10 protein-coding genes are annotated in these 13,329 nt (G+C 63.5%); all 10 read left to right on the top strand.

Annotated features, from left to right (window positions below):
* Positions 1-116 precede the first annotated feature (116 nt).
* The 10 genes from BL8807_RS00545 (at position 117) to dnaE (ending at position 13,302) form a co-directional block, all read left to right on the top strand.
* On the top strand, positions 117-1,568 hold the full coding sequence (locus tag BL8807_RS00545; RefSeq protein ID WP_072726830.1) for a C1 family peptidase: 1,452 nt from the start codon (positions 117-119) through the stop codon (positions 1,566-1,568).
* A gap of 186 nt (positions 1,569-1,754) precedes the next feature.
* A complete protein-coding gene (locus BL8807_RS00540; RefSeq protein ID WP_072726829.1) occupies positions 1,755-3,230 on the top strand; it encodes a glycine--tRNA ligase in 1,476 nt (491 codons plus the stop codon).
* Between the two features lie 93 nt (positions 3,231-3,323).
* A complete protein-coding gene (gene dusB, locus BL8807_RS00535) occupies positions 3,324-4,466 on the top strand; it encodes a tRNA dihydrouridine synthase DusB (protein WP_370737561.1) in 1,143 nt (380 codons plus the stop codon).
* Between the two features lie 142 nt (positions 4,467-4,608).
* Positions 4,609-5,796 carry a cell division protein FtsZ gene (gene ftsZ, locus BL8807_RS00530; protein WP_072726827.1) on the top strand — a complete coding sequence of 396 codons (1,188 nt, stop codon included), beginning with the start codon at positions 4,609-4,611 and terminating at the stop codon, positions 5,794-5,796.
* 25 nt (positions 5,797-5,821) lie between these two features.
* Positions 5,822-6,295: a cell division protein SepF gene (locus tag BL8807_RS00525; protein WP_072726826.1), complete on the top strand. Its 474-nt coding sequence runs from the start codon at positions 5,822-5,824 to the stop codon at positions 6,293-6,295.
* A 95-nt stretch (positions 6,296-6,390) separates the two neighbouring features.
* Positions 6,391-6,672 (top strand): YggT family protein, encoded by a 282-nt coding sequence (locus BL8807_RS00520; RefSeq protein ID WP_072726825.1) that lies wholly within the window; start codon positions 6,391-6,393, stop codon positions 6,670-6,672.
* Positions 6,673-6,801: 129 nt separating this feature from the next.
* Positions 6,802-8,124 (top strand): DivIVA domain-containing protein, encoded by a 1,323-nt coding sequence (locus BL8807_RS00515; protein ID WP_072726824.1) that lies wholly within the window; start codon positions 6,802-6,804, stop codon positions 8,122-8,124.
* 20 nt (positions 8,125-8,144) lie between these two features.
* Positions 8,145-8,765: a signal peptidase II gene (locus tag BL8807_RS00510; RefSeq protein ID WP_072726823.1), complete on the top strand. Its 621-nt coding sequence runs from the start codon at positions 8,145-8,147 to the stop codon at positions 8,763-8,765.
* Positions 8,762-9,685 (top strand): RluA family pseudouridine synthase, encoded by a 924-nt coding sequence (locus BL8807_RS00505; RefSeq protein WP_072726822.1) that lies wholly within the window; start codon positions 8,762-8,764, stop codon positions 9,683-9,685. The genes BL8807_RS00510 and BL8807_RS00505 overlap by 4 nt, the downstream gene beginning before the upstream one ends.
* A gap of 41 nt (positions 9,686-9,726) precedes the next feature.
* Entirely contained in the window at positions 9,727-13,302 is a 3,576-nt protein-coding gene (dnaE, locus tag BL8807_RS00500) for a DNA polymerase III subunit alpha (RefSeq protein ID WP_072726821.1), read from the top strand.
* The last annotated feature ends 27 nt before the right edge of the window (positions 13,303-13,329 follow it).

Here is a 13,329-nt window from a genome sequence, read left to right as displayed (position 1 = left end):
GGGGAACGGCACCGATTCGGTATGCGTGTTGATGATGACGTTGTTTTGAACACCGCCGTCCGGTGGCGTAGGGTGGTGGTGTTTTGCATTACGACGACGATAAGGAGCGCATACCGATGGGCGAGACGAACGAACGCAACGACATGGCCGTGAAAGCCGTGGACGCCGAGCGGTTGCGTGAATATTCCCGCGCGTTCAACGCCGACCGCGCGAATCTGGTGGCCGCGAACGCCGCCGTGTCGTCCGGCGTGCTCAAGGCCGCGACCGACTACCATGGACTGCGCGATCTTCCGAGGGATTTCTCGGTGGAACTCAAGCAGGGGAGCATCACCAACCAGGAGCGTTCCGGCCGCTGCTGGATGTTCGCCTCGCTGAACACGCTGCGCTACGAGCTGATGCACCGTTGGAATCTCGAGGATTTCGAATTCTCCGAAACCTACCTGTTCTTCTGGGACGCGATTGAGAAGTCCAACACCTATCTGGAGAACGTGCTCGCCACGCTTGACGAGCCGGTCGACTCCCGCGTGTTCGAGGCGGTCAACGAAGGCCCCTCCGACGACGGCGGCTGGTGGCAGATGTTCGCCGCGTTGGTGAACAAATACGGTCTGGTGCCGAAGTCGGCGTATCCCGAATCAAGCAACTCCCGCGACTCCGAAGCGTTCAAACAGTATCTCAACACCAAGCTGCGCGAGTTCGCCGCCGACCTGCGCGCCCGTCACGCGGCGGGGGAGACGGTGGCGTCGCTGCGTGAGTCCAAGCATGAGGACATGGCGACCGTATATCGTATCTGCGCGATCGCGCTTGGCGAGCCGCCCGCGACGTTCGACTTCCTTGCCCGGGTCAAGGATGACGGCGACGATGCGGGTAAGTCCGGCGAAACCACATGCGAAGCGAAGAACGCCGACAATCAGCCGAAAACCGGCAAGGACACTCGTCGGCAGATTCGCGAAACGGGCATCACCCCGCTGGAATTCGCCCGCAAATACGTGCCGGTGGATGTGAACGACTTCGTGGCCCTCTGCAACGCGCCGATGGAACGCACCCCGTTCTCCACGCGTTACCGCGTCCGTTTCTCCGCGAATGTGGCGGAGGCCGGCGATATGGAATTCATCAACCTGCCGCTCGACGTGTTCAAGAAGGCCGCGGTCGACCAGCTCGTCGCCGGGCATCCGATCTGGTTCGCCTGCGACTGCATGCAGTTCGCCCTGCGCAAGGAAGGCGTGTTCGACCGCGACAGCGTGCGCGTCGACCAGCTGTTCGGCACCGAATTCACCTTCGACAAGGGCGCGGGACTTGAATACGGCGATTTCCCGAGCAACCACGCCATGACGTTGACCGGCGTCAATCTTGATACCGACGGCAAGCCGAACCGTTGGAAGATCGAGAACAGCTGGGGCAAGGACAACGGCAAGGACGGCTATTATGTGGCCTCCGACTCGTGGTTCGACCAGTTCGTCATCGAATTGGTGATCCACAAGGATCATCTCGACGCCGCCACACGCGAACTGCTGCACGCCGAGCCCGTGGAACTCGACCCCTGGCAGCCGCTGACCCGCCCCTGCCGTTAGAGGACGCTCATGGTGCGGTGGTTCCATGGTGCGGTGGCCTGATATTCCGCCATTCCTCGCCACCGCACCATGGAAAGGCGCCATACCATGGACCGAACACCGCACCATGCGTTTGGGTGTCACTGTGTGCGGGTACTCTTCAATGGTTAACCCAAGACCCAAACCGTTCAAACCAGAAGGTGCATTGTGGCTCAATCCAAACTCGATGAAGTCGTTTCCCTCGCCAAGCGTCGCGGATTCGTGTTCCCCGCCGGCGAAATCTACGGCGGCACCCGTTCCGCCTGGGACTACGGCCCCCTCGGCGTGGCTCTGAAGGACAATATCAAGCGCGAATGGTGGCGCTTCATGGTCACCACCCGCCCCGACGTCGTCGGCGTCGACACCTCCATCATCCTGCCTCCGGCCGTGTGGGTGGCCTCCGGCCATGTGAGCGTGTTCAACGACCCGCTCGTCGAGTGCCTCAACTGCCACAAGCGCAACCGCGCCGACAAGCTCGAGGAGTCCTACGCGGAGAAGCACGGAGACAAACTGCCCGAGAACGGCATGGCCGACATCGTCTGCCCCGACTGCGGCACCCGCGGCCAGTGGACCGAACCGCGCGACTTCAACATGATGCTGCGCACGCATCTGGGCCCGGTCGAGGACGAGAACAGCCTGCACTACCTGCGCCCCGAAACCGCCCAGGGCATTTTCGTGGACTTCAAGAACGTAATGACCTCCTCGCGCTCCAAGCCGCCGTTCGGCATCGCCAACATGGGCAAGAGCTTCCGCAACGAGATCACGCCCGGCAACTTCATCTTCCGCACCCGCGAGTTCGAGCAGATGGAGATGGAATTCTTCGTGGAGCCCGGCACCGACGAGGATTGGCATCAGTACTGGATCGACGCGCGCACCCAGTGGTACCTCGACCTCGGCGTGAAACCTGAGAACCTGCGCCACTACGAGCATCCCAAGGAGAAGCTCAGCCATTATTCGAAGCGCACAGTCGACATCGAATACAAGTTCGGCTTCCAGGGCTCCGACTGGGGCGAGCTCGAGGGCATCGCGAACCGCACCGACTTCGACCTGTCCGCGCACGCGAAGCACTCCGGCGAGGACCTGAGCTACTTCAACCAGGCCACCGGCGAGAAGTACGTGCCGTATGTGATCGAGCCGGCCGCCGGCCTGACCCGCTCCCTGATGTGCTTCCTGGTGGACGCCTACGATGTGGACGAGGCCCCGAACACCAAGGGCGGCGTCGACAAGCGCACCGTGCTGCGTCTCGACCCGCGTCTGGCCCCGGTCAAGGCCGCCGTGCTGCCGCTGAGCAAGAAGCCAGAACTGCAGTCCGTGGCCCAGGATCTGGCCGCCGAACTGCGCCAGCATGATTGGATGGTCGACTACGACGAGGCCGGCGCCATCGGCCGCCGCTACCGTCGTGAGGACGAAATCGGCACGCCGCTGTGCGTGACCGTCGACTTCGACACCCTCGAGGATCAGGCCGTGACCATCCGCGAGCGCGACACCATGGCCCAGGAGCGCGTCGCTCTCGACAAGGTCGCCGACTATGTGGCCGAGCGCATCGGCGAGAAGCGCGTGCCCGTGCCGATGAAGCCGGTTTCGATGGGCGGTGGGGCGTGGCCCGATTCCGTGCGCATCAACCAAGCCGGTGGTCTGTACTAAACCATGACTGATCTGGTTGTCGACGTCAGAGGCGACTCGAATGTGGGTGAGGACCCGCGTTCGGTCGCCTCTGGCGCGTTGAAGGATGTGACGATGGCCCCGGTGCGGCTGGGGCCGGTGACGGTGAACACGCCGGTGGTGCTTTCTCCGATGGCCGGCGTGACCAATTGGCCGTTCCGCGTGCTGTGCGAGGAATACGGTCCGGACGGTCTGTACGTGGCCGAGATGGTCACCGCCCGCGCGCTGGTGGCCCGCAATCCCAAGGCGCTGCGCCTGTGCCGTTTCGCGCCGAGTGAGAGGATTCGTTCGCTGCAGCTGTACGGCGTGAACCCCTCCATCACCGAACAGGCCGCGAAAATCGTGGTGGACGAAGGCATGGCCGACCATGTGGATTTGAACTTCGGCTGCCCGGTGCCCAAAGTCACCCGTCGCGGCGGCGGATCCGCCCTGCCGTGGAAAACCGACATCTTCGCCGAGCTCATCCAACGTGTGGTCAAGGTGTGCGATGCGGCGAACATTCCCGTCACCGCCAAAATCCGCGTCGGAATCGACCATGAGCACGAGACCTTCCTTGAGGCCGGCCGCATCGCGCAGGAGGAGGGCTGCAAGGCCGTCACCCTGCACGCGCGCACCACGGCGGAATATTACGGAGGCCACTCCGATTGGAGCCGCATCGGCGAGCTCAAGCGGGCGTTGGACATTCCCGTGTTCGGCAACGGCGACATCTGGGGCGCGGACGACGCGCTCGCCATGGTGGACCAGACGGGATGCGACGGCGTGGCCATCGGCCGCGGATGCCAGGGCCGGCCGTGGCTGTTCGCCGACATCAGGCACGCGTTCGAAGGCAGCGGCGAACGGTTCAATCCGACTCTGGGCGAGGTGTGCCGCGTGATTGAACGGCATGCGCGCCTGCTCACCGAGTTCTACGACGGCGACGAGCGCATGGCCGTGCACGACCTGCGCAAGCATGTCGCGTGGTATCTCAAGGGATTCCCCGTGGGCGGGGCCACGCGCAAGGCGTTCATGGAATGCGAAAGTCTGGCCGATGTTGAGCGCGAGACGGGAAGGCTCGACCCCGAGATGCGATTCCCCGAACGGGTGGTGGACAAACCCCGTGGGCGCGTGCGATTCGCCAAGAAAGTGCATCTGCCCTACGGATGGCTTGATTCGCGGACCACCACGCATGAGGAGCGCGAGGCGCTGTTCGGCGACGACCCGATGGACGCCAGCTACTGAGTCGGTGTCGGGCACCGGTCGGCGGGCCGATAATCTGCCAGAAAAAATCACGAAACACAGGTGTTCTCGTGCGGTAATATGCCGTACAGAGACCAACCTCTGCGCTAGAGTTAGGCATAACCGTGAGTGACAGGAGTCCAATGTGAGCGAGATCGCCCAGACTGAGTTCAACGACAAGACCAATATCAAGGTCGTCGGCGTAGGTGGAGCCGGCGGCAACGCCGTCAACCGTATGATCGCCGAAGGGCTGCAAAACGTTGAATTCGTGGCGGTGAACACCGATGCGAAGGATCTGCTGCGCTCCGACGCGGATGTGAAGATCTCCCTGTCCGACGCCTCCAGTCGAGGGCTGGGCGCCGGCGCCGATCCGGAGAAGGGCGCGAAGGCCGCGCAGGACCACCAGTCCGACATCGAGGAGGCCCTGAAGGGCGCCGACATGGTGTTCGTCACCTGCGGCGAAGGCGGCGGCACCGGAACCGGCGCCGGCCCGATCGTCGCGCGCGCCGCCCACCAGCAGGGGGCGTTGACCATCGCCGTCGTGACCCGTCCGTTCAGCTTCGAGGGCCCGCAGCGCGCCGCCTCCGCCGACTACGGCATCGACAACCTGCGCAAGGAGGTCGACGCGCTGATCGTCATCCCCAACGATCGTCTGCTGGAATTGTCCGACCGTTCCATCGGCATCATTGACGCGTTCAAAACCGCCGACACCGCGCTGCTCGCGGGCGTGCGGGGCATCACGGACCTCATCTCGATGAACTCCTATATCCATGTGGATTTCTCCGATGTGAACTCCATTCTTCGCGGCGCAGGCACCGCGCTGTTCGGCATCGGCTCCGCCCGCGGCGAGGACCGCGCCACTCAGGCCGCCGAAATCGCCATCAGCTCCCCGCTGCTTGAGGAAAGCATCGAGGGCGCGCACGGCGCGTTGATCAACATCGCCGGACCGACCGACCTCAAGCTGCAGGAGGCCTCCGCCGCCACCAATCTGGTGCGCAAGGCCATCCATCCGGAGGCGCAGATCATCTGGGGTCTGGCCCTGGACGACGCCTATGGCGACGAGGTGCGCGTCACCGTCATCGCCGCCGGTTTCGATCCCGTCACCAAAGCCGCCGGCGCCCACGCCGCGCAGCCCGCCGTCAAGGAACCGGTGGTGCAGACTCCGATCGCGCAGCCGACCACGCCAGTCATCGACGAGCCCATCACTCGCCGCGAGTTCAGCCCCTCCGCCGGAGACGCGGCATCGCTGCCGTTCGACGATATGACCGTGGAGCATCCGACCGTCGCGGTGAACGATCCCGGCGACCTCGATATCCCCGACTTCCTGCGCTGAAACGGCGTAACGAAAGGAAACAACCATGGCAGGCTTCATGAAGAACGCGATGTCCTATCTGGGCATGGCCGACGTGGTGGATGACGACGAGGATTTCGCTCCGGAGGACGAGCCCGCCGCCGCGTCGACCTTCGACTCCGATCATCTCGTCACGCCGATGGCCCAGCCTTCCGCCGCCGCCTCGGCGGGCAAGCGCGACGCGAGCCCGTTCCAGAGCAAGGTCAACCGCATCACCACCATCCATCCCAAGTCGTATGAGGACGCGCAGCTGGTCGGTCGCGCGTTGCGCGACGGCGTGCCGGTGGTGCTGAATCTGACCGGCGTCTCCGAAGCCGTGGCCTACCGTATCGTCGACTTCTCGGCCGGCGTGGTGTTCGGCGTGCGGGGCTCGCTGGAGCGGGTCACCCCGCGCGTGTTCCTGCTCAGCCCCGCCCAGGTGAACATCAAGGTCGAAGAGCCCGCCAACGTGTCGTCGGCGCGCGATCTGTTCGTCGACTGACCGGGCCCGCACGCCCATTGTCCATGAAGCCGCCTGATTGCGCTCCCAGCGAGCGTTCAGGTGGCTTTCGTGTTCCGCTGGTACGTTAGGACATCATGATTCTGTATTTCATCGCGCATATCCTCGACTGGTTGATTGGCGCGTACATCACCGTGCTGTTCGTCCGTATGATCCTCGATTGGGTCGCCATCCTCGCCCCGCGCTGGTATCCGCGCGGCATCGTCGCGCAGCTGATCAATGTGGTGTATTCGATCACCGAGCCGCCGTTGCGGTGGCTGCGTCGCTACATCCGTCCGATCCCCATGGGGGCGGTGTACTTCGACGTGAGCTTCATCGTGCTGTATTTCGCGCTGGTGGTGCTGCAGATCATCATCTGAACGGCCTGCCCCCATGAAATTCGACGCGCTTTTGCATCAAAATGCGCTATTGCGCGGGGGCCGTGCTAGCATCGTGAGTTGATACCAACTCTTAGCGAGGGCACTGCCCCAAAGCGAGGTGCAAGATTTATGGCTCTGTTGACGCCGAAGGATATTAGGGAGCATACCTTCCAGACCGTTCGATTCAAGGAAGGCTATGACGTCGACGAGGTCGACGACTTCCTTGATCAGGTCACGGAAACGGTTGAGGCGCTGGGACGCCAGGCCGTTGCCAACGGTCCGTCCACGCAGTCGCTCGGTCCGGATGTCGCCGGTCTGAACGCGAAGATCTCCGATCTGACCGCGCAGGTGCAGCAGCTGCAGAACGAGAATGCCGCGCTGAAGAACGCCGAGCCGGTCGTCGACGATCAGGAGGTCCAGATCACCGCGGCCAAGCTGAGCGAGGCCGAGGAAAGCAACCGCGCCCTGACCGCTCAGAACGACCAGCTCAAGGGTCAGGTCGACCAGCTCAACGCGCAGATCGACCAGCTCACCGCCCAGGCCGCGCAAGCCGCGGGCAATCAGGAGGTCGCCGACCAGCTGGTCGCCGTGCAACAGGAGCGCGACAAGTTCCGCGCCTCCAGCGAGGATCTGTCCCGTCAGCTTGCCGAAGCCCAACAGCGCGCCGCCGCCACCCAGCAGCTCAACGAGCAGGTCGCCGACCTGTCCCGCCAGCTGCAGGAGGCGAAGCAGCGCGAGAACCAACTGCGCGCCCAGGTCGCCAAGGTCGAGCCGAACACCGAAACCGGTTCCTTGCAGAAGATCGCCGGCGCCGCGCAGATGGCGAACACCGAGCCCGAGCGCGCCACCGCCATGCTGACTCTGGCGATGCAGCTGCACGACCAGTACGTCGACAAGGGCAAGGCCAAGGCCCGTGAGATCACCGATGCCAGCCAGGCCAAGTACAACGAGCTGATCGAGAAGGCCAACGACTACTCCAACCGCACCCGTGGCGAGGCCGACGAGTACAACAGCCGCGTGCACACCGAGGCCGACGAGTACAGCGCCCGCATCCATTCCGAGTCCGACGAATACTCCGCTCGCGTGCGTTCCGACGCCGACGAGTACAGCACCCGCGTGCACACCGAGGCCGACGAGTATTCGGCGAACACCCGCTCCGAAGCGGACAACTACGAGAACGAGGTGCATCAGCGCGCCGAGGTCCATGAGAACCAGGTCCGCCAGCATGCCGCCGAGTACGACCAGAACATCCGTTCGGCCGCCGATACCTACGCCCAGCAGGTGCGCGACAATCTCACCGCGCAGTCGAAGGTCGTCGAAGGCAACATCCAGAGCCTCAAGCAGTTCGAAACCGAATACCGCGCCCGTCTCACCGAATTCCTCGGCCAGCTCGCCGCGCAGGTGTCGGACACGAACAACTACGACAACCAGACTTCGTCCACCAACGCGTGACGATAAGGGACTGACGATCTATGAATAGTCAACAGGGACGGCTGCGCATCCGCGTGGCCGTCTTTGCGTGTGTGGCGGCGGCCGCCTTGATCGCCGATCAGTTCACCAAGGCATGGGCGCAGACCGCCCTGGTCGACGGACGTGACGTGCAGGTCATCCCCGGTCTGCTGTCGCTGACTCTGGTGTATAACCCCGGCGCCTCATTGGGAATGGGATCCAACGTCACATGGCTGATCTCCCTGCTGGCGATCGTGGCCTGCGTGGCGCTGGTGGTGCTTGCCGTGCGCACGATTTCCATGCGCTGGACCGTGGTCCTGGCCCTGGCGTTCGCCGGCGCGTTCGGCAATCTGATCGACCGTGTGGTCTATGCCGAGCATTTCCTCGACGGCAAGGTCGTGGATTTCCTCAACTACGGTTGGTCCGTGGGCAACGTCGCGGATGTGTTCCTCGTGGTCGCCGGCGTGCTGATCGTGGGGATGATTCTACTGGGCGTGCCCTTCAGCCAGAAGGATCTGAACGAACGCGCGCAACAGGCGAACGCTTCCTCCGCCGATGCCGTGGCGGCCGACGAGCAGGGCGAAGCCTCCGTTGCGCGAACTGGGGACGGAGGCGAGGGCGAGCCGGGAAGCGAGGGCCGATGAGCCGTCTGGTTCCCGCTCCCGACGCGCTGGTCGGCAAGCGTTTCGACGTCGCCATCGCCAAAATGCTGGGGATCTCGCGGTCAAAGGCCGCGGAACTGATCGACTCCGGACAGGTCCGCGTGCTGGGACGCGACATCGCGCGTTCCGGCACGTTGCAGGCGGGGGAGACCATCGATATCGACCTGATTGAGGAACAGCGCGAGCCCGAGCCCATCGCCAACGATATGGCCGTCGTCTACGAGGACGACGACGTGGTGGTGGTCGACAAGCCGGTGGGTGTCGCCGCGCACGCCTCCATCGGCTGGACGGGCCCCACCGTGCTGGGCAGCCTGCGCGACCGCGGCGTGCATATCACCTCCTATGGCGCGGCCGGACGCGAAGGCATCGTCTCCAGGCTCGACGTGGGTACGTCGGGGCTGATGCTCGTCTGCAAGTCGGAACAGGCGTATGTGGAGATGCGCCGGCAGTTCGCCGAACATGAGGTGGTGAAAACCTATCACGCGCTGGTGCAGGGGGATCTGAAACAGGACCGCGCCACCATCGACGCGCCCATCGGACGCGCGAAGGTCTCCGACTTCCGCTTCTGCGTCACGCCGGCCGGCAAGCCCGCCATCACCCATTGGGATGTGATGGAGCGCTTCGGCGAGGCGACGCTGGTTTCGGTGAATCTGGAGACCGGACGCACCCATCAGATCCGCGTGCATTTCTCCTCGATCGGCCATCCTCTGGTGGGCGATCCCATGTACGGCGCCAACCCGGTATTGTCCGAGGACTTGGGATTGATCCGCCAGTGGCTGCACGCCAAACAGTTGGAATTCCGCCATCCGCGCACCCATGTGTGGACGACGGTCACCAGCGGATATCCCACCGATCTGGCGCAGGCTCTGGAGCGCATGCGCGAACGCCACCTCGAACACTGACGGTTCCGGACGCGTCGCCTCGGGCAGGTATCGTGGAGGGCATGGCTGAATCGGGAAACTTCGTACATCTGCACAACCACACGCATTACTCGCTGCTGGACGGGGCTTCGAAAATCCCGGAATTGGCGAAACGCGCGGCGGAACTGGGCATGCCCGCGGTCGGCATCTCCGACCACGGCAACATGCACGGCGCGTACGAGATGTTCACCGAATGCGTGAAGGCCAACGTCAAACCGATCATCGGCATCGAAGCGTATGTGACGCCTGAGACCGCGCGCCAGGATCCCACCCGCGTGAGCTGGGACACCACATGGGACAAAAGCCTGCACGGCGGCAAACGCAATCCCGACGACGTCTCCGGCGGCGGCCTGATCACCCACCTCACCCTGTGGGCGGAGAACGACGAAGGCCTGGTCAATCTGCTCAAGGCGTCCTCGGTGGCCAACCTCGAAGGCCGCGTGCAGCGCTATCCCCGTATGGACAAGGAAGTGCTCTCCACCTACTCCAAAGGTGTGATCTGCGGATCCGGCTGTCCCTCGGGCATCATCCAGACCCGTCTGGCCCTCGGCCAGTTCGACGAGGCGCTGCGCGCGGCCGGCGAGATGCAGGACATCTTCGGTCGCGACAACTTCTTCATCGAAATCATGGACCACAACCTGACGATCGAGAAGCGCAACGTGCCCGGCCTGCTGGAGATCGCGAAGAAGCTCAACGCGCCGCTGCTCGCCACGAACGACGCGCACTATGTGCTGGAATCCGGCGCCGAGGCGCAGGACGCCATGCTGTGCATCAACTCCGGCTCCAGACTCGACGAGCCGGGACGCTTCAAATTCGACGGCTCCGGCTACTACATCAAGTCGGCCCAGGAGATGCGCGAGCTGTTCAAGGAATTCCCCGGCGCTTGCGACAACACGCTGGCCATCGCCGAACGCTGCAACGTGATCTTCGGCGACAACGAGGACGGCGCGTTCATGCCGCAGTTCCCCTGCCCCGAAGGCTGGGACGAGACCAGCCTGTTCCTGAAGCAGGTGGAGGAGGGGCTTGAGCGCCGCTACGACGGCAACGTGCCGATCGACGTGCTGCAGCAGGCGGATTACGAATGCGGCGTGATCTGCCAGATGCAGTTCTGCGGATACTTCCTCGTGGTGGCCGATTACATCCAGTGGGCCAAGGACCACGGCATCATGGTGGGGCCCGGTCGTGGCTCGGCCGCAGGATCGATGGTCGCCTACGCGATGGGCATCACCGAGCTCGACCCGTTGCAGCATGGTCTGATCTTCGAGAGGTTCCTCAACCCCGAGCGAGTCTCCCTGCCCGATATCGACGTGGACTTCGACCCCGAGGGACGCATGCGCGTCATCGAATACTGCGGCGAGAAGTACGGCCACGACAAGGTGGCCCAATGCGTGATCTACGGCACCATCAAAACCAAGCAGGCGCTCAAGGACTCCGCCCGCATCATGGGATACGAGTATTCCATGGGCGAGCAGATCACCAAGGCGCTGCCGCCCAGCAAAAACGGCAAGGACGCGAGTCTGAGCGAGATCTTCGACCCGACCTCCAAGCGCTACGCGGAGGCGCGCGAGTTCCGCGAGTTCTACGATTCGAATCCGGACGCCAAGCAGATCACCGAGAAGGCGAAGGGCATCGAAGGACTGATCCGCCAGACCGGTGTGCACGCCTGCGCCACCATCATGGGTTCGGCGCCCATCACCGACACCTCGCCGCTGTTGGAACGCGTCGACGGCACCGTCACCACCACCTTCGAATACCACACCTGCGAAACGCTGGGTCTGGTGAAGATGGACTTCCTCGGGCTTTCCAACTTGACGGTGATCCACGACACGCTGAAGAACATCGAGGCGAACGGCAAGCCGGCGATCGACTACACGAAGATCCCGCTGGACGACAAGGAGACCTACCAGCTGCTGTCGCGCGGCGACACCCTTGGCGTGTTCCAGCTCGATTCCGACGGCATGCGCGCGCTGCTGCGCACCTTGCGCCCCGACAACTTCAACGACATCTCCGCTCTGATCGCGCTCTACCGGCCGGGCCCGATGGATATGGATTCGCACAACAACTATGCGAAGCGCAAGAACGGCCTGCAGAAGATCGAACCGATCCATCCCGAACTCGAGGAACCGTTGAAGGAGATCCTCGACGAGACCTACGGTCTGATCGTCTATCAGGAGCAGGTGCAGGCCGCCGCGCGAAAACTCGCCGGCTATTCGCTGGGCAAGGCCGACGTGCTGCGACGAGCCATGGGCAAGAAGAAGCCCGAGGTTCTGGCCAAGGAGAAGATCCCGTTCTTCGAGGGCATGAAGGAGCATGGCTATTCGGAGGAATCCGCGCAGGCCGTGTGGGACGTGCTCGTGCCGTTCTCCGGATACGCGTTCAACAAGGCGCATTCCGCCGCCTACGGACTGATCTCCTATTGGACCGCCTACCTTAAAACCCATTATCCGGTGGAGTTCATGGCGGCCCTGCTGCAAGGCACCAAAGACAACAAGGACAAAACCGCCCTCTATCTGGGCGAGGCGCGTCGCATGGGCATCCAGGTGCTCTCTCCGGACGTGAACGAATCCGTGTACGAGTATTCCGCAGTCGGCGACGTGGTGCGCTTCGGCTTAGGCGCCATCCGCAACGTGGGAGACAAAGCCGTGGCCGACATCATCGCCGAACGCAGCGGCGAACGGGGCAAGTTCGTGAATTTCATGGACTATATCCGCCGCGTGCCGCTCACCGCGATCAACCGACGGTTGGTGGAATCGCTGATCAAGGCGGGCGCCTTCGATTCGATCGACCCCAACCGCCGCGCGCTGTTCACCGTGCATGAGACCGCCATCGAATCGGTGATGGGATTGAAGCGCAAAGAGGCCGAAGGACAGTTCGACCTGTTCGCCGACATGGACGACGGCGGCGGAGAGGATATGGGCGACGCGTCGGTGAGCGTGCCCGACTTGGAGGAGTGGGATAAGAGCACCAAGCTCAACTTCGAACGCGAGATGCTTGGCCTGTACGTCTCCGACCATCCGCTTTCCGGCATGCAGTCCGTGCTGGCCAGCCTGCGCGAGGTGTCCATCGCGCAGCTGATCGACCGTGCGAAAACCATGGGGGCGGGGCAGCAGGTGACCCTCGCCGGACTGGTCACCGGCGTGGACCGGCGCGTCTCCAAAAAAGGCAATGCGTGGGCCATCGTCACCATCGAGGATTTGGAAAGCTCCATCCAATGCATGTTCTTCGGCAAGGTGTACGAGTCGAACGCCGCGGATCTGGTGCTCGACAAGGTGGTGCAGATCCGCGGGCAGGTGGAATTGCGCGACGAGACGGTGAGCATGCGCGCCACCGAAATGCAGGTGCCCACTCTGGAAGCCGAGGACGAGCGTCCGCTGGTGCTCACCCTGCCGGTGGGCGCGCTCGACCGCAACCATATGATGCAGTTGGGGCAGGTGCTCACCAGCCATCCTGGCTACTGCGAGGTCAAACTGGCGGTATTGGACGACAAAGGCAACGCCAAGGTGCTCACCTTCGGCGACCGGTTCCGCGTCAAACGCGACACCTCGCTGTTCGCCGAAATCAAAATCCTATTCGGACCAAGCTGTCTGCCGGCCGCGTAGTCGTTGGTAAGCAATGCTTGCGGTGTG

The organism is Bifidobacterium lemurum (assembly GCF_014898175.1).
Lineage (GTDB): Bacteria > Actinomycetota > Actinomycetes > Actinomycetales > Bifidobacteriaceae > Bifidobacterium > Bifidobacterium lemurum.
Note: the sequence above shows the minus strand (reverse complement) of the source record. Positions and strands in the feature narration are given on the sequence as shown.